16 protein-coding genes are annotated in these 16,381 nt (G+C 68.5%); 6 read left to right on the top strand and 10 right to left on the bottom strand.

Annotation, left to right across the window (positions count from 1 at the left end; genetic code table 11):
- Positions 1 to 122: 122 nt before the first annotated feature.
- Positions 123 to 1,202: an aminopeptidase gene (locus ACYQZ5_RS06925; protein WP_379730445.1), complete on the top strand. Its 1,080-nt coding sequence runs from the start codon at positions 123 to 125 to the stop codon at positions 1,200 to 1,202.
- Between the two features lie 27 nt (positions 1,203 to 1,229).
- Here the strand turns inward: ACYQZ5_RS06925 and ACYQZ5_RS06920 are convergent, their stop codons facing one another.
- The gene (locus tag ACYQZ5_RS06920) at positions 1,230 to 2,096 is read right to left on the bottom strand and encodes a winged helix-turn-helix domain-containing protein (RefSeq protein ID WP_379730446.1); all 867 of its coding nucleotides are present in this window, start codon (positions 2,094 to 2,096) and stop codon (positions 1,230 to 1,232) included.
- 300 nt (positions 2,097 to 2,396) lie between these two features.
- Here ACYQZ5_RS06920 and ACYQZ5_RS06915 point away from each other — a divergent pair, with 300 nt between their 5' ends.
- Positions 2,397 to 3,176 (top strand): cytochrome b family protein, encoded by a 780-nt coding sequence (locus ACYQZ5_RS06915; RefSeq protein ID WP_379730447.1) that lies wholly within the window; start codon positions 2,397 to 2,399, stop codon positions 3,174 to 3,176.
- Between the two features lie 7 nt (positions 3,177 to 3,183).
- On the opposite strand, the gene ACYQZ5_RS06910 is transcribed toward ACYQZ5_RS06915, so the two are convergent.
- Complete coding sequence (locus ACYQZ5_RS06910; RefSeq protein ID WP_379730448.1) at positions 3,184 to 3,834, bottom strand: helix-turn-helix domain-containing protein; 651 nt, start codon at positions 3,832 to 3,834, stop codon at positions 3,184 to 3,186.
- 91 nt (positions 3,835 to 3,925) lie between these two features.
- Between ACYQZ5_RS06910 and ACYQZ5_RS06905 the strand changes: the two genes are divergently transcribed.
- A complete protein-coding gene (locus tag ACYQZ5_RS06905) occupies positions 3,926 to 5,371 on the top strand; it encodes a cytochrome P450 (protein ID WP_379730449.1) in 1,446 nt (481 codons plus the stop codon).
- A gap of 10 nt (positions 5,372 to 5,381) precedes the next feature.
- Here ACYQZ5_RS06905 and ACYQZ5_RS06900 read toward each other — a convergent pair whose 3' ends face one another.
- The 4 genes from ACYQZ5_RS06900 to ACYQZ5_RS06885 all read right to left on the bottom strand — a co-directional run bounded on the left by ACYQZ5_RS06900 (position 5,382) and on the right by ACYQZ5_RS06885 (position 11,441).
- Positions 5,382 to 6,041: an RAD55 family ATPase gene (locus ACYQZ5_RS06900; protein WP_379730450.1), complete on the bottom strand. Its 660-nt coding sequence runs from the start codon at positions 6,039 to 6,041 to the stop codon at positions 5,382 to 5,384.
- Positions 6,038 to 6,628, bottom strand: a complete 591-nt coding sequence (locus ACYQZ5_RS06895) for a response regulator (RefSeq protein ID WP_379730451.1) — start codon at positions 6,626 to 6,628, stop codon at positions 6,038 to 6,040. The genes ACYQZ5_RS06900 and ACYQZ5_RS06895 overlap by 4 nt, the downstream gene beginning before the upstream one ends.
- 58 nt (positions 6,629 to 6,686) lie before the next feature.
- A complete protein-coding gene (locus tag ACYQZ5_RS06890) occupies positions 6,687 to 9,713 on the bottom strand; it encodes a PAS domain S-box protein (RefSeq protein ID WP_379730452.1) in 3,027 nt (1,008 codons plus the stop codon).
- 90 nt (positions 9,714 to 9,803) lie between these two features.
- Positions 9,804 to 11,441: a SufS family cysteine desulfurase gene (locus ACYQZ5_RS06885; RefSeq protein WP_379730453.1), complete on the bottom strand. Its 1,638-nt coding sequence runs from the start codon at positions 11,439 to 11,441 to the stop codon at positions 9,804 to 9,806.
- A gap of 105 nt (positions 11,442 to 11,546) precedes the next feature.
- Between ACYQZ5_RS06885 and ACYQZ5_RS06880 the strand changes: the two genes are divergently transcribed.
- Positions 11,547 to 11,897 carry a DUF8159 domain-containing protein gene (locus tag ACYQZ5_RS06880; RefSeq protein ID WP_379730454.1) on the top strand — a complete coding sequence of 117 codons (351 nt, stop codon included), beginning with the start codon at positions 11,547 to 11,549 and terminating at the stop codon, positions 11,895 to 11,897.
- On the opposite strand, the gene ACYQZ5_RS06875 is transcribed toward ACYQZ5_RS06880, so the two are convergent.
- Genes ACYQZ5_RS06875 through ACYQZ5_RS06865 form a run of 3 tightly spaced genes read right to left on the bottom strand, consistent with a single transcriptional unit; the run spans position 11,898 to position 12,825 of the window.
- Positions 11,898 to 12,164, bottom strand: coding sequence for a MoaD-like domain-containing protein (locus ACYQZ5_RS06875; RefSeq protein WP_379730455.1), 267 nt, complete (start codon positions 12,162 to 12,164; stop codon positions 11,898 to 11,900).
- Positions 12,165 to 12,166: 2 nt separating this feature from the next.
- A complete protein-coding gene (locus tag ACYQZ5_RS06870; protein ID WP_379730456.1) occupies positions 12,167 to 12,445 on the bottom strand; it encodes a ubiquitin-like small modifier protein 1 in 279 nt (92 codons plus the stop codon).
- Positions 12,442 to 12,825 carry a DUF7971 family protein gene (locus ACYQZ5_RS06865; protein WP_053948046.1) on the bottom strand — a complete coding sequence of 128 codons (384 nt, stop codon included), beginning with the start codon at positions 12,823 to 12,825 and terminating at the stop codon, positions 12,442 to 12,444. The genes ACYQZ5_RS06870 and ACYQZ5_RS06865 overlap by 4 nt, the downstream gene beginning before the upstream one ends.
- A 167-nt stretch (positions 12,826 to 12,992) precedes the next feature.
- Here ACYQZ5_RS06865 and ACYQZ5_RS06860 point away from each other — a divergent pair, with 167 nt between their 5' ends.
- Complete coding sequence (locus tag ACYQZ5_RS06860; protein WP_459845589.1) at positions 12,993 to 14,930, top strand: aldehyde ferredoxin oxidoreductase family protein; 1,938 nt, start codon at positions 12,993 to 12,995, stop codon at positions 14,928 to 14,930.
- A gap of 85 nt (positions 14,931 to 15,015) precedes the next feature.
- Here the strand turns inward: ACYQZ5_RS06860 and ACYQZ5_RS06855 are convergent, their stop codons facing one another.
- A complete protein-coding gene (locus tag ACYQZ5_RS06855) occupies positions 15,016 to 15,237 on the bottom strand; it encodes a hypothetical protein (RefSeq protein WP_379730458.1) in 222 nt (73 codons plus the stop codon).
- Positions 15,238 to 15,341: 104 nt separating this feature from the next.
- On the opposite strand from ACYQZ5_RS06855, the gene ACYQZ5_RS06850 reads away from it, so the two are divergent.
- Complete coding sequence (locus ACYQZ5_RS06850) at positions 15,342 to 16,370, top strand: zinc-binding dehydrogenase (RefSeq protein ID WP_379730459.1); 1,029 nt, start codon at positions 15,342 to 15,344, stop codon at positions 16,368 to 16,370.
- Positions 16,371 to 16,381 lie beyond the last annotated feature (11 nt).

The raw sequence follows: 16,381 nt of genomic DNA, 5'->3' as shown, positions 1-16,381 counted from the left end.
AGTCCACTTCTTTCACACCCTCCAACGTCCTCCGACAGCCGCCTGCCGGCGTCGCGTATCGAACCTCTTACAGAAACATCGTTCTGACACCTTTTTCGTACCCCGCCGTCCACCACGCTCTCATGGACGACCGTATCCAGCGACACGCGGAGATCCTCGTCGACCACTGCACCGACGTTTCCGCCGGCGAGAACGTCGCCGTCAGCGGGCCGCCGGTGGCCGAGGAGCTGCTGATCGCCGTCGCCGAAAAGCTCGGTGAGGTCGGCGCGAACGCGTCGACTCGGCTGGTCAGCCAGCGGGCGAGCCGGGCGTACCGGCGGGCGATCGACCCCGACGACGTCGAGCTCTCCGAGCACGTCCTCGCGATGGCCGAGGAGACCGACGTGATGATCAACGTCGGCGGCGCGACCAACACCCACGAGACGGGCGACGTGGACCCCGAGACGAACGCGGCGTTCGCCGCGGCCAACAAGGCCGTTCAGGAGGCGCGCATGGGGAGTCGGTGGGTCACGACCGCGTTCCCCGCCCCCGGCAACGCGCAGGATGCGGAGATGTCGACGCCGGCCTACGAGGAGTTCGTCTGGTCGGCCATCGACAAGGACTGGGAGCAACAGCGGGAGTTCCAGGCCCAGATGGTCGAGATCCTCGAGGACGCGAGCGAGGTCCGGATCGTCTCCGGCGACACGACCGACGTGACGATGCGCGTCGACGGGATGCTCCCCCAGAACGACTACGGCGAGAAGAACATGCCCGGCGGCGAGGTGTACACCGCCCCGATCAAGGACAGCGTCGAGGGGGAGGTGCTGTTCGACAAGCCGCTGATGGCACAGGGCCGAGAGGTCGAGGGCGTCCAGCTCACCTTCGAGGACGGGAAGGTCGTCGACCACGCCGCCGAGAAGAACGAGGACGTACTGACGGAGATGTTGGACACCGACGAGGGCGCGCGCTACCTCGGCGAGCTCGGTATCGGCATGAACCGCGACATCGACCGGTTCACGTACAACATGCTGTTCGACGAGAAGATGGGCGACACCGTCCACATGGCGATCGGCCGCGCCTACGAGTGGACCGTCCCCGAGGACCGCGAGCGCAACGACAGCGCGGTCCACATGGACATGATCGTCGACATGAGCGAGGACTCCCGCATCGAGGTCGACGGCGAGGTCGTCCAGGAGGACGGCACGTTCGTCTTCGAGGAGTGAGCCGTCGGGGGCCGGCGTCCCGCCGACTCAGACCCGTTTGTACTCGACGACGCTGGCCGATCCGTCGACGACGACGGTCAGCGCCTCGCCGTCGATCTCGAAGGTGAGCCGGAGTTTCGGTGGGTCGCGGTCGACGACCGTCGCCTCCGGGTCCAACAGCGACTGGATCTCCCAGACGTACGTCTCCCGGAGGTCGACGCCGGCGTCGTGGAGGAACGAGACGACGGCGGGGTGGTCGAACAGCACTGCCGCGACGTTCAGCCGCGGCTCGGCGCCACACTCCCGACACGTGAACCGAACGTCCAGCTCCGGCCGGAACGTCGTCGCCGTCTCCGCCTCGGGGGCCAGCGTCGCGTCCACCCGGCCGTCACAGAGCGTACAGAAGCCGCGGCTCAGGCGTTCGGTCCGCGTCAGGACGTGCTTGCTCACCACCGACGGGAGCCGTTCAGGCTCCGTCGACGCGACGACGATAGGCGGCGTCGACATCTTGACGACCAACTGCTCACACGCCGGACAGTCGACCACGAAGAAGCCGTCGTCGTACGTCGCCTCGGTGGTCTCGCCGCAGTGCATGCAGTCGCCGGCGGGTACGGGTCCCACGTCGGCGGCGTCGGCCGCGCTGAAGCGGCCGGAGATCACGCTCCCGACGGCCTGCCGACCGGCGTAGCTCAGTCGGTAGCCGTCCTCTTTGGTCACGAACGCCGGCTGCAACTGATCCAAGTGGTAGTTGAACGTCCCGGAGTCCTCGACGCCGACTCGGTCCCGGAGCTCGGAGAAGGCAACGGGATTGGGGGCGGCCGCCCAGAGCGCCCGGAGGATGTCGATCCGGACGCCGTTGGCGAGGAGGCCGAACACGTTCTCCGCGCCGTCCGGGGTGCGGCGTTCGAGAGCCATGGCGCCGACGTTCCGCCTCGCCGACAATCAGTATTCTGGAACCGCCTCACGGCGGCGGCCGATCGGGGCACACCGCGTTCCGACAGTCCTCGCTCCGGGCGATTTGTGTGTATGTTTCCCAATAGTAGAATGACGAACAGGAAATCGTTCCTGCGAGCGCTTACGGTCCCCCGGCCCGTACCGACTTCGCGGGAGAACTCGCAGCAGGAACCCCGTTCGGCCCTCCACCGAGGTCCACGCTGAACGCACCGGCCGGCGCCGTCGAGTAACGGCGTTCGAACCACCCGACCCTCCACAGCGATGCCAGAGAACACACCAGACGACCGGACCGACGACGAACCACGAACCGACGGCGCGGGGACGAACGTCGTCCCGCCGGACGACGACACGCCGACGTGGAGCGAACGTAAGACCCGGCGGGCGGGACTCCCTCGCCTCACCTACGAGTACTTCGAGCGAGCACGGCGCGAGGATCAGGACCTGCGTCAGGAGTCCACCTACGTCGAGCGCGACGTGCTCGCGTTCCCGACGTGGCCCCACGAACTGATCCGCAACCTCGCGCTGACGAGCTTCTTCGTGGGGATGTTGCTGCTGTTGGCGGCGACGCTGCCGCCACACATCGGCGACCCCGCGAACCGAAGCGTGACGCCGGCGATCATCTTGCCCGACTGGTACCTCTACTGGTCGTTCGGCCTCCTGAAGCTCGGCCCGCTGAACCCCGATCTGGCCGTTCTCGGCGGCGAGAAGGTGGTGAGCGACAAGACCTACGGCGTGTTGGCGAACGTCGTCGTGGTCGGAACGATGGCGATGGTCCCGTTCCTCAACAAGGGGAGCGCCCGTCGCCCGGTCGAACAGCCGTTCTGGGCGGCGGTGGGCGTCGGCGGGACCGTGTTCGCGTTCACGATCGCGGTGTACTCCGCGAAGAACCTCGTGCCGATGTCCCCGACGCTGCTGTTCGATCTCACGTTCATCCTCCCGCTCGTGGCGGCGGCGATCAGCTACGCGGTGCTGAAGACGATGCGCGAGGGGTACATGTACGACCTCAACCGTCGCTACTACCGGCTCCGGCCGCCGAAGTGATCGGCCCTCACTCGGCCAGAAACGCGTCCACCAACGCCGCTTCCGCTTTCCGCAGATGGGCGCCCGCTGTCGACGACGAACAGCCGAGTTCGGCGGCGACGTCCGCGACCGCGCCCGTCCGCGGCACGTCGTAGTACCCCACCCGTTGAGCGGCCCGCAACGCCTCCCGCTGGCGGTCGGTCAGGTCGACGCCCGCGAGTCGGCGCCCGCCGGCGTAGGGTCCGAGCCGTTCGACGTCGGCATCGATCGGGTCCGGAACCGACTCGAGCGCGCCACGAAGCTGTGCCGGCGGCCCGACGACGCCGAAGGAGAGCCGGCCGCCCGACCGGTAGACGATCGGCGGCACCGAGAGGAACTCCGTGTCCGTGAACGCGCCGAGGAACGACTCCAGCGGCCCGCCGAGCCGCTCGTGGGCCTTGAGGTAGAACTCGCTGTCGCCGGGCGCCGTCTCGAACCGATCGATCGAATCGATCCCGCGCAGTCGGTCGAGGTACGGCTCCCGCGGCGCGGTCACGCGGAACAGCGTCACCAGCGTTTCGTCGGGCAGTCGTCGCCAGGTCAGGAGCTCCGAGCGCCACTCCTCCCCCTCGTCGAGGTAGGCGTGCATCGGGTGTCTGAGGGCGGGCGGGAACCGGAACTGGACGTGGGCGTACCGCATGTCGCGACCGTGGGGCGCCACGGCCTTCACTTTTGAAGACACGGATACGTCCGTGCGAACCGTCAGCCGTCCCGCTCCCCGACCGACAGCTATGACCGAGACAGTGCCCGACGGCGAGCGCGACCGGGAGCCGGAGAGGCCGGCCGACGGCGATCCGTCGGCCACGAAACCGCCGGGGCCGGACGGCCTCCCGGTGCTGGGTAACGTCCACTCGCTGGCCGACGACGCGCTGGCGTTCTACGAGCGCCAGTCGGCGGAGTACGGCGGCCTCGCCCGGTACAACGTGTTCGGGACTGAGGCCTACGTCGTCAGCGACCCGGCGGCGATCAAGCGAATCCTCGTCGACGATCACGACCGGTACGTCAAGGGGGAGATGCCCCGGGAGCAGCTCGGCCGGCTGCTCGGTCAGGGGCTGTTCCTCGCCGAGGGCGAGCGGTGGCGCGAGCAGCGAACCGCCGTCCGGTCGGCGTTCTTCCGCGAGCGGATCGAGGCGTACGGCGACTCGATGGTCGAGCACGCGCGGGCGACCGCGGACTCGTGGCGCGACGGCGACGTGATCGACGTACACGCGGTGGCCACCGACTACGCGTTCTCGGTGCTCGCCGAGAGCCTCCTCGGCGATGACATCGACGCCGAGCGTGAACCAGTCCGTGCGGCCGCCGAGAGCATCACCGAACGGTTCGACACCTCGCGACTGGGGTCGTTCCTGCCCGAGTGGGTGCCGACGCCGACCCGGCGACGCTACCACCGGCGCCTCGACACGCTCCGGGCGACGATCCGCGATCTCGTCGCCGAGCGACGCGCTGCGGAGCCGCCATCGAACCCACGCAAGGCCGACGACCTGCTCGGGACGCTCGTCGCGGCCGCGGAGATGGGCGCCATCGACGACGAGGAGCTGGTGGACAACGCCGTGACGTTCCTGTTCGCCGGCCACGAGACGAGCGCGTTGGGGCTGACGTACACGCTCTACTGTCTCGCCGGCCGGCCCGAGATGCAGGAGCGGGTCCGTGAGGAGGTGACCGCGTTCGACGACGACCCGACGGCGGCCCAGATCCGCGACTGCCCCACGCTGACCGCGGCTGTCGACGAGGCGCTCCGCCGCTACCCGCCGGTCCACTCGTTCTTCCGCGAACCGACCGAACCCGTCGAGCTCGGGGGCTACCGAATCCCCGCCGGCGTCGTGCTCACGCTCTCGCCGTGGACGGTCCACCGCGACGAACAGTGGTGGGACGACCCCGAAAGCTATCGCCCCGAGCGCTGGCTCCGCGAGGTCGACGGCGAGGTCGTCCACGGCGACGACAGTTCCGGCCCCGCGATCGGCGAGCGCCCGGAGTACGCCTACTTCCCGTTCGGCGGCGGCCCGCGTCACTGCATCGGGATGCGGTTCGCCCGGCAGGAGCTCCGGCTCGCGACCGCGACGCTGCTCCGGCGGTTCGTGTTCGAACGGGAGACCGAGGACCTGTCGCTGCAAGCGAGTGCGAACACCCGTCCCGCGGAACCGGTCCGACTGCGGCTCCGCGAGCGGGCGCCCGAGTGACGGCGGCGGCTCAGTCGATCGCGTGCCAGGAGCGCGATGCGCCCGGCAGCCCCTTCACCCGGACCTCGCGGCCGTCCTCGGTCTCCCTGAGTTCGACTACGCAGTCGAACTCGCTGGTGACGGTGTTGGTCGTCTTGGGGTCGTGGGAGACGCTGTCGAGCGTGAACACGCCCAGCCCGCCGGTGTCCTCGATTCGGGAGGTGTAGATGTGGAGGAACTTGAACACCGTCTGGAGGTCGAGGTACTGGATCAGCGTCGAGATCGACACCAGCCCGTGCCGGACCTCCGAGATGTTCTGCCTCGAGAACCGCTGGAGCAGCTTCGCGGTGCCGATGCTGATCCCGGTCAGGTCGCCGGGCGAGGAGACGCGTTCGGTCGCGATCTCGCGGATGGTCTGTTGGCTGTCGCTCCCCGAGCAGTCGACGATCGCGACCCGATCCCGGTCCAGCGTGGGGACCTGCCGCTCGAACTCGTCGAGCATCGTCGACGCCGACGCGCTGGTCGTCACACACAGCACGCCCTCCCCCTCCTCGTGGCCGACCGCCAGCAGCTTGAAGGCGAGTTCGCGTTTCCCGACCATCGGCGGCCCGGTGATCAGCACGTTCGTCCCGGCCGGTAGCTCCGCGATCATCTCGTCGGGGAGCACGTCGTCGATGTCGTACACGCTCATTCGCCTTCCCCCTCGCCGTTCATGATCTCGCGGACGGCGCCGACGAACGCCGTGTCCGACGCCATATCCCCCAGCTCCTCGTCGACGGCGTCGCGTTTGGCCTCGATCCGGTCGGTGAGCGCCGAGTACTCCTCGCTCGCCTCGAGCTCCGCCTCGCTTTTCTCGGTCTGGAGCGCGCTCTGCCGTGCGACAAGCGAGTAGTACTCCTGGAGGTCGCTGTCGAGTTCGGCCCGGCCGACCAACCGCTCGATCGTCTCGAACAGCTCCTCACGGTCGGGCGGCTTGGTGAGATAGGCGTCGAACCCCATCTCCACGATGTCGAAGTCGGGGTCGACCGCCGACACCATCGCCACGCGGCAGTCGATCCCCCGGTCGCGGATCTCACGGAGCACCTCCTCGCCGGACATCTCGGGCATCATCCGGTCCAGCAGCACCACGTCGACCGACTCGTCGAGTTCGTCCATCGCCGCCGCCCCGTCGGCGGCCACGCGGACGTCGTACGTCGACTCCAGCCAGCGCCGATACGTCTCGGCGACGTCCGGCTCGTCTTCGACGACGAGGACGACCGGCGGACCGGTGTCAGTCATGGGGTACCATCCCGCGGCCACACGCATATAGGTGGTCACTCGGGCGGCGGACACGGCGTTACGCCCTCGAGCCCTCGTCGAGGCCGACGAGCCGGACCACGAACGTCGCGCCGCCGGCGTCGTTGTCCTCGATCCGGATCTCGCCGCCGTACTCCTCGACCATCGTGTCCGCGAAGAAGAGGCCGAACCCGGAGCCGGTGGATTTGGCGTGGCCCGTCTCGCCGCGCCGGAACACCGTCTCCTTGCGCTCGTCGGGAACCCCTTCGCCGTTGTCGGCGATCCGGACGAACACGTCGTCGCCCGCCCGCTCCACGCTCACCGAGATGCGAAGCCCCTCGGTGTCGTTGTGCTCGATGGCGTTGGTGACGATGTTGCCCAGCACGTCGCCCAGCAGGTCGTTGGCCAACACCGGGACCCCTTGTGGGATGTCGGTCTCGAAGCCGACCTCCGGGTACGTCGAGCGGACGCGGTCGACTTCGTTCCGGAGTTCGGCGCCGAGGTCGATCGGTTCGAGTTGGGGGTCGCCCTCGCCGGTCAGCGTCTCCAGCACGGTCCTGACGCGCTGGACGATGTCGGTCACGTCGTCGCTCCAGCGGAGGATCGTCTCCGCGTCCTGTAGCTGTTCGCCGTCGAGCTCGTCGGCGAGGAACTCCGCGCGCGAACGGATCACTGTGACAGCGTTGAGCACGTCGTGGCGCAGGATCGAGTTGAAGAACTCCATCTGGGCGGTCTGACGTTCGAGCAGCCGCTCGCGCTCGCCGCGGCCGAGCGCGACCTGCGTGTTCGCGGCCAGCAGCTTCGCCAGCGCCACGTCGTTGTCGCTGAACGCGTCGGCCTCGCGGGCCACGATCTTCAACACGCCGTACTCCCCCAGCGGGACGAGGAGTTCGCTCCGGACGGCCGTCTCCGAGTCGTCAAGCTCCGCCCCCGCGTCGAGGTCGTCGACGACGATCGACTCCCCCTCGGCGTACGTCCGCCACGTGGGGCTGTTCCCCCGCGTGTACGTCGGCAGTTCGCCGAACAGCTCCGCGGCTGCGTCGGTGAACACGGCCGGCTCGAGTCGTTCGCGCATCTCGTCGGCCAGCCAGATGCCACTGATGGAGTGGTCGAGCACGCTCTCGGCGGTCTCGACGGCGACCTCGGCCACGTCGCGCTCGTCGCCGGCCTGTACCATCTCCCGGGTCGCGTCGTGGAGCGCGGCGATCTGTCGCTCGTGCTCCTTGCGCTCGGTCACGTCCCGGCTGTTGATCACGAACCCTTCGACGACCGACTCCTCGGGGGGTGTGAGGCCGCGGGACTCCAGCCAGCACCACGAGCCGTCGGCGTGGCGGAAGCGGTACTCGACGACCAGATCCTGCTCGGAGTCCGTGAGCGCCCGCTCGAACGCCGCGGCCACGTCGGCGCGGTCGTCCGGGTGGACGTACTCGAACGCGTTCTGACCGACGAGATCGTCGGGTTCGTACCCCAGAACTCGTCGGGACGAGGGGCTTTGGTACTGGTAGATCCCGTTCGTGTCGAGCACGGTGAGGATGTCGTTGGACTGCTCGACGAACGCCCGGTACCGCTGTTCCTGCTCCTTGCGCTCGGTGATGTCGGTCACCGTGCCGAAGTGGTAGGTGGTGCCCTCGATCTCCGCACAGGTCGTCACCGTCTCGACGGGCACCGCCTCGCCCTCGTAGTCGTAGACGGACTCCTCGGTGCGCGTCTCCCCCTCCGCGAACGACTCCCAGTACGCGGTGAACTCCTCGCGGTCGAGGTCGGGCTTGATCTCCCAGAGCGCCGCCCCCTCGAGCGTTTCCTCGTCGGAGCCGAGTATCTCCGCGAACGCCTCGTTCACGTACTCGAACGCCCCGTCGTCGCCGTAAGCGGCGACGCCGACGCCGATCGTCTCGACCATGGCTTCGAGGAACTCGAGTTCCCACTCGCGCTCCTTGCGCTCGGTGATGTCGCGAACGAACGCGAGCATCCGTAGTTCGCCGCCGATGCGGGTGCGTTTGAGGCTCACCTCGGTCCAGAGGACGCTGCCGTCCGCGCGTTCGAGGGGCCAATCGAACTGCTGTGCGCTCCCTTCGAGCACCTCTCGGATCCGCTCCATCGCCGCCGCCTGTCCGAAGGCGGCGTCGTCGATGCTGATGGTTCCGATTGACGAGCCGGGGAGGCGGTCGGCGTCGTACCCGACCATCTCGGCGAACCGTTCGTTCACCTGCTCCAGCGTGCCCGCCTCGGGGTCGACGATCGCGATGCCGTCCTCGGCCTTGTCGAAGATGTCGCGGTACTCCGCCGGCGTGAGGTCCCACTCGCCCATCCGGGCGCGCTCTGAGACGTCGCGAATGATCCCGATCAGCCGTAGCTCCCCGTCGCGCTCGAACTCGCCGAACGACACCGACACCTGCACCGGCGAGCCGTCCTTGTGGCGCGCGGTGAACGGCAGGTTCGACCAGTCCGTCGTCCGCTCGCCGGTGTCGGCGTACTCCTCGACGGCGTTCAGGTGCCGCTCTCGCAGCCGCTCGGGCATGATCTTCGTCAGCGACTCGCCCTCGAGTTCGGCCGGCGAGTAGCCGAACACGTCCTCGACCGCCGGGTTCGCGAACTGGACCCGACTGTCGCCGTCGATCGTCACGATGGCGTCGGCGGAGTGTTCGGTGATCGCCCGGAACTGCGTCCGGGTCCGCTCGGCCTCCTGCTCCGTCCGGTCGCTCTCGACGGCGTTGGCGATCCGGTTGGCCAGCACCGCGTACTGGCCGGAGCCGCTCTCCTTCTGGAGGTAGTCGGTGACGCCCGCGGAGATCGCCTCGCTCGCGATCGCTTCCGACCCCTTCCCCGTGAACAGGATGAACGGGAGGTCCGGATCGCGGTTGCGGACGGTCTCGAGGAACTCGATACCGTCAGTGTTCGGCATCTCGTAGTCCGAGACCACGCAGTCGAACGCCTCGTCGGCGAGCCGTTCCAGCGCCTCGTCGGCACTGCTGGCCGTCTCGACGACGATACGGTCGTCCTCCCGCTCGAGGAACGTCGCCACTAACTCCGAGAACTCCGGCTGGTCGTCGACGTGGAGGACCCGGATCGAGTCTGCGGAGTGCTGCATCGTAGAGTGCCCCGTTGTCCCAGAGACTCTACGGACAGGGAAAACCGTGTGGGCCGACGGACGAGGCGACGAACGAACGGGAGCGTCCTGCTACGGCGACGAGAGCGTGTCTTCGGCGACGGGACTCCCCGCGAGATACTCCCGGGCGGCCTCCCGGATCACCTCCTCCGGACCGACCACGCACTCCCGGCGGAGGTCCGGAAACTGGCCGTCGAGCATCGCCGCGACCTCCCCCTCCATCTCGGCGGCGTCCTCGACGGTCCGCCCCTCCAGATACTCGCTGATGAGGCTCGCGACCGCCCGGCTCACCGCACAGCTCTCGCTCTCGAAGCCGACGGCCTCGATCGTGCCGTCGGGCGCCACGTCGACGTGGAACTCCCCGTCGTCGCCGCAGGTGGTCTCCTCGGAGGACTTCACCAGCGACGGCTCGGCGAGGCCGCCGTTGTCGGGGCTGCGGTGGTGGTCGTACAGCCGGTCCGCGTAGCGGTCCCGCAGGTGGGCGTCGACTTTCGCCTCGGCGTCGTCGATCGCGTCGAGCAGGCGGTCGATCTCCTCGGTGGTGTTGTAGACGTAGAACGACGCCCGGACCGAGCCGGGCACGTCGAGGCGGTCGTGGAGCGGCTGGGTGCAGTGATCGCCCGCACGGACGGCGATCCCGCGCTCGTTCAGGATCGAGGAGAGGTCGTGGCCGTGGACGCCGTCGACGTTGAAGCTCACCAGCCCGGTCCGCTCCTCGCCCGGGCCGGGACCGTACGTTTCCACGTCGTCCCGCGCCCGGAGGCGTTCGAGCGCGTACTGCGCGAGGCGGTTCTCGTGGTCGCGCACCCACTCCATCCCGAGGTCGTCGAGGTACTCCACCGCGGCCGCGAGCGCGATCCCCTCCGCGATCGGCGGCGTGCCCGCCTCGAACTTCCAAGGCAGCCCGTTCCACGTCGAGCGGTCGAACGTGACGTGCTGGATCATCTCGCCGCCGTAGAGGAACGGCTCCATCCCCTCCAACAGCTCCTTCCGGCCGTAGAGGCCGCCGATCCCGGTCGGCCCGGCCATCTTGTGGCCGGAGAACGCGAAGAAGTCCGCGCCCATCGCCTCCACGTCGACGGGGCGGGTCGGTGCCGACTGGGCGCCGTCGACCACCAGCACCGCGCCCGCGTCGTGGGCCAGATCGGCGAACGTTCGGACGGGGGTGATCGTCCCGAGCACGTTCGAGACGTGCGGGATCGACACCAGTTCCACGTCGTCGTCGATCAGGGACTTGGCGTGCTCCACGTCGACGTGGCCGTCGTCAGTGAGGCCGACGAACCGCAGTTCAGCGCCCGTCCGCTCGGCGACCTGCTGCCACGTCACCAGCGAGGCGTGGTGCTCCATCTCGGTGGTGACGATCGCGTCGCCGGGACCGAACTCGGGGAGGGCGAGGCCGTGGGCGACGAGGTTGATGCTCTCGGTCGTGTTACGGGTGAAGATCATCTCCTCGCGGCCGCCGCCGGCGCCGACGAACTCGGCGACGCGGTCGTGGGCGTCCTCGTACGCCAGCGACGCCTCGTGGCTGAGTTCGTGGATGCCGCGGTGGACGTTGGCGTTGTAGCCGGCGTAGAACTCTTCGAACACCTCGTACACCTGCCGGGGGGTGTGGGTGGTCGCGGCGTTGTCGAGGTACGTGAGCGGTTCGCCGTTCACCTCGCGGTCGAGGACGGGGAAGTCCTCGCGGACGTCGGCGACCTGTGGGGACATGGGACGACTATTCTTTCCAATCGTGTTAAAAGTTCTCGCAGAACGACTCGCGCTGTCGGAGCCGGTTGGGTAACGCCTATGCCCGCCGGCGCCCACCTCCCGCCGATGGACGACGACCGCGCGTTCGCGCTGGAGTCCCGGCTCACCAACCACGGCTGCTACCTCCAATCGATCGCCGTCGAGGACGGCGTGTACCGCCTCAGCTACCAGTCCGCCGCCGCCGACCAGCACGGCGAAATCCCCCACCAGCAGGTCGGCGACGTGGTCAACGACTTCCGCGAACTGTTCGAGCAGCGCGACTGGCCGGTCAGGGACGTGACGGCGACGGTCACCGACCTCGACGACGAGCCGTTGGGCGAGTGGCGCGCCGACGCCGACTGGTTCGCGGCGCTCGACTCGGGAGAGATGAGCGAAGTCGAGTTCTCTCAGCGGGTGCTCGACAGCCTCTCGGGGTAACTACCCGCCCGCCCGCATCGCCTTCCGCGAGAAATCCTCGATCAGTTCCTCGAAGCGATCCTCGCCGAGCGCCTCGTCGGCTTCGAACGCGATCGTGACCTCCGTTAGCTGGAGCGACGGGCCAATACTCACTTTCTCAGCGGAGAGGTCGGCACGCCAGCCGTCGCCCTCGACGGTCGTGTCGTCGACGGCGGTGCCGCCGAGGTTCTCGAGGTAGTTCCGTGCGAGACGGACGGAGATGCCGCGGAACTCCTTGGTCCGCTCCATTTCTACCCGCCCGCCACCGGCGGGAAGATGCTGAGCCGGTCGCCGTCCTCCAGTTCGGTCTCCATCCCGTCGAGGTGCAGCGCCTCGCGCCCGCTCTTGAGGACGTTGATGTGCGGGCGGAGATCGCCGTCCTCGATTAGTTGACCCGCGAGGCCCTCGTACTCGGCTTCCAGATCGTAGAGCGCCTCGCCGATCGTCGTGCCCTCCGGGTACTCCCGCTCGACCACTTTCTGCCCGACGGCTTGCCGGAACGTCGCGAAGAACCGGAGTTCGACGTTCATGACCCTCCGAACCGGATGCCGTCCTCGACGAGTCGCTGATTGCGCCGGCGGTCGAGCGCGTCGCCGAGGTCGTCGTGGTCGTACAACTGGGCGATCAGTTCGGCGTAGAGGTTCCGCCACGAGATGGCGTAGATCGGCGACTGCCCCCACGCCCGAAGCTCCGGGACGAACTCGTCGAACCGCTCCATCCGGCTCTCGAGGCGCTCGACGGCGTCGAGGACGTACCCCACCGCCTCGTCGTCGTCCTCGGCGGCCTCGATGGCGTCGTTGATGCGGCGCTCCCAGCCCGCGACCGCCTCGCGCATGTCCTGTCGCGCGTCGTCGTCGCCGGGCAACGAGTCGAGGATCGGTTCCGGCGCCCCGAGTGAGACCGTCTCCATACCCCCGAGTGGCACGCCGACGCGGATAAAGCTCCCGGCAGGAGAAACCGGCAGAGGGCGGCGGGAATCTCCGGGCCTCACCGCCGAATATTGTAACGGATACCAGTTACACCGTCGTGAGAACGACTAACACCGAACAGACCCTATGTAAGGAACGAGCATTACCTATGACAGATCTCGGCGGCTTCCAAGACCGCGTCGCCCGCATCGATCTCGGTGCCGGTGACGTCGGCTACGAGAGCATCGACGACGAGGACGCCCGCAAGTACATCGGCGCGCGCGGCCTCGGCGTGAAGTACGTGTTCGACAACGGTCCCGACGTCGAACCGCTGGGCGAGGAGAACCTCCTCGCCTTCATGAACGGCCCGCTCACGGGGACCCAGACCCCGATGAGCGGTCGAATCGCCGTCGTCACCAAGTCCCCCCTGACGGGCACCGTAACCGACTCCCACCACGGTGGGTGGAGCGGCGCCCGGCTCAAGTGGGCCGGCTTCGACGGGCTGCTGTTCGAGGGACAGGCCGACGAGCCGGTGTACGCCGTCGTCGAGGACGGCGAGGTCGAACTCCGTGACGCGAGCCACCTCTGGGGCGAGGGCATCCACCACACGATCGACACGCTCGAGGAGGAGGTCGACGGCGCCTACGGCAAGAACCTCTCGGCGATGGCGATCGGTCCCGGCGGCGAGAACGGGGTCCGCTACGCCTGCATCATCAACGAGGACGACCGCGCCTCGGGCCGGGGCGGCACCGGCGCCGTGATGGGCTCGAAGAACCTCAAAGCGGTCGTCGTCAAGTCGGGCACGGAGATGCCCAAGCCGGCCGACCGCGAGACGTTCATGGAGGGCCACAAGGCGGCGATGCAGGCGATTCAGGAGTCCGACGTGACCGCGCCCAACGAGGGCGGGCTCTCGGTGTACGGGACGAACGTCCTGATGAACCTCACCGAGGAGATGGACGGGCTTCCGACCCGGAACGGCCGGTTCACCTCCACCAGCATGGAGGCCGAGGAGGAGCCTGACGAGCCGAACATCGACTCCGAGAAGGTCTCGGGGGAGAACGTCGAGGAGAACATCCTCGTCAACGACCCGACGTGTCACTCCTGTCCGGTGGCCTGCAAGAAGGAGGTCGAGGTCGACGTCCACCACAAGGGGCAGGACCTCAACGTCCGGATGGAGTCCTACGAGTACGAGTCCGCGTGGGCGCTGGGCCCGAACTCGATGACCGACGACCGGGACAAGGTCGCGCTGCTGATCGACCGCTGTAACGACTACGGCATCGACACCATCGACAGCGGGAACATGCTCGCGTTCGCGATGGAGGCGGCCGAGAAGGGGTATCTCGACGAGTTCGACGAAAGCCTCGAGTGGGGCGACGTGGACGCGATGGTCGAGATGCTCGAGAAGATCGCCCACCGCGAGACCGACCTCGCGGACGTGCTCGCGGAGGGGCAGAAGCGCGCAGCCGACGAACTCGACGCCCACGACTGCCGCCTCGACGTGAAGGGGCAGTCGATCGCCGCCTACGACCCGCGCGGCCTGAAGGGGATGGGAATCGGCTACGCGACCTCCAACCGCGGCGCCTGCCACCTGCGCGGCTACACGCCCGCGGCGGAGATCCTCGGCATCCCGGAGAAGGTCGACCCGACCGAGTGGGAGGGGAAGGGCGAACTCACCGCGACGTTCCAGGATCTCCACGCCATCTCGGACTCCTTCGACATCTGCAAGTTCAACGCCTTCGCGGAGGGGGTCGAGGAGTACATCGACCAGTACAACGGGATGACCGGCCGCTCCGTCGGCGAGGAGGAGCTAATGGAGGCCGGTGAGCGCGTGTACAACCTCGAACGCTACTACAACAACCTCGCCGGCTTCGACGGCGAGGACGACTCGCTCCCGGACCGCTTCGTCGAGGGCGCCGCGGACGCGGTGCCCGCCGGCGGCGGGATCGAGGGCGAGCTCTGCGAACTCGACGCGATGAAGGAGGAGTACTACGACCACCGCGGCTGGGTCGACGGCGTCGTCCCCGACGAGAAGCTCGACGAGCTGGGGATCGACATCGGACCCGGCACCGGCGTCTCCGCGGGCGGCGCGGCCCCCGCGGACGACTAACGGTGTCACCGAGGCGAGCAGCCGGTGACGACTGACGGTGTCGCCGACGCGAGCAGCCGGCGACGGCTGAAAAGATCCGAGGTCGCTACTCCGCGGCCTCGTCGGCGTCGGCGCCGCGCTGGAACCGCTCTTTGAACTCCTCGGCGGGACCGACCTTCTCCGCGATCGTCGCGCCGATCAGCGCGCCGAACCCGGCAGCGGTGCTCGCGGCGTTCTTCCCGACCAACCCCCCGAGACCGCCACCGATGGCGGCGCCCGCGGCGGCGAACTGTGCGCGTCGGATCGCTTTCTGAATGCGTTCTTTCACACACGACAGTATTCGCCGACGGATCAAAAAGCCGTCGGCGGTCCGTCACACCGTCGATCGCCTCCACCCACGCCTTTTTGCCCTCTGTCACCCAGGCTGGCGGTATGCGAACTGCACACATTACCCAGTACGGCTCCCCCGAAGACGCGCTCTCGGTCGTCGAGACCGAGACGCCCGAACCCGGCCCGAACGAGGTCCGGATCGCCGTCGAAGCGGTCGCGCTGAACCACCTCGACGTGTTCGCCCGGAAGGGCCACCCCGAGGACGACGGCGAGTTCCCCAAGCGGACGGGCAGCGACATGGCCGGCGTCGTCGACGCTGTCGGCGAGGACGCCGACGAGTCGTGGATCGGCGAGCCGGTCGTCGTCTACCCCGGCGTCACCTGTGGGGAGTGTGAGTACTGCCTGAACGGCGAGCACACGATGTGCCACGAGTACGAGATCATCGGCGAGGACCGCCCGGGCGGGCTCGCAGAGTACGCCGTCGTTCCCGAGTGGTGTCTCGAACCAAAGCCCGACTCGCTCGACTTCGTCACCGCCGCGGCGACGCCGGTGACGTTCACGACGGCGTGGCGGATGATCGTCACCACCGGCGAGCTCCGGCCGGCGGAGACGGCGCTGATCCTCGGTGCCAGCGGCGGCGTCGGGAACGCCGCCCTCCAGATCGCCGACCGCCTCGGCGCGACGACGTACGCCGCTACGTCGACCGAGGAGAAGGCCGCGGTCGTCGGCGAGCTCGCGGACGAAGTGATCGACTACACCGAGGTGGCGTTCGAGGAGGCGGTGATGGAGCGTACCGACGGCCGGGGCGTCGACCTCGTCGCCGACCACGTGGGGCAGGCAACGTGGCAGCAGTCGATCGACAGCCTCGCGATGGGCGGGCGGATGGTGATCTGCGGCGCCACCTCCGGCCCGGACCCCGACATCGACATCCGCTCGGTGTACCAGCACCACCGACAGATCCGCGGCGCCCCGATGGGGAACCGCCAAGACTTCCGGGACGTGCTCTCGCTGGTCGCCGACGGCGAACTCGAACCCCGGCTCGACCGGGTGCTCCCGCTCGACCGCGTGGCGGAGGGCCACGCCGCGATCGAGGAACGCGACGTGATCGGGAAGGTGGTGATCCGCCCCTGAGCAGTCGGCGT

The sequence above is a fragment of the Halolamina salina genome, from assembly GCF_054653455.1.
The sequence above is the reverse complement of the archived record's forward strand: the minus strand, read 5'-3'. Positions and strand labels throughout refer to the sequence as shown.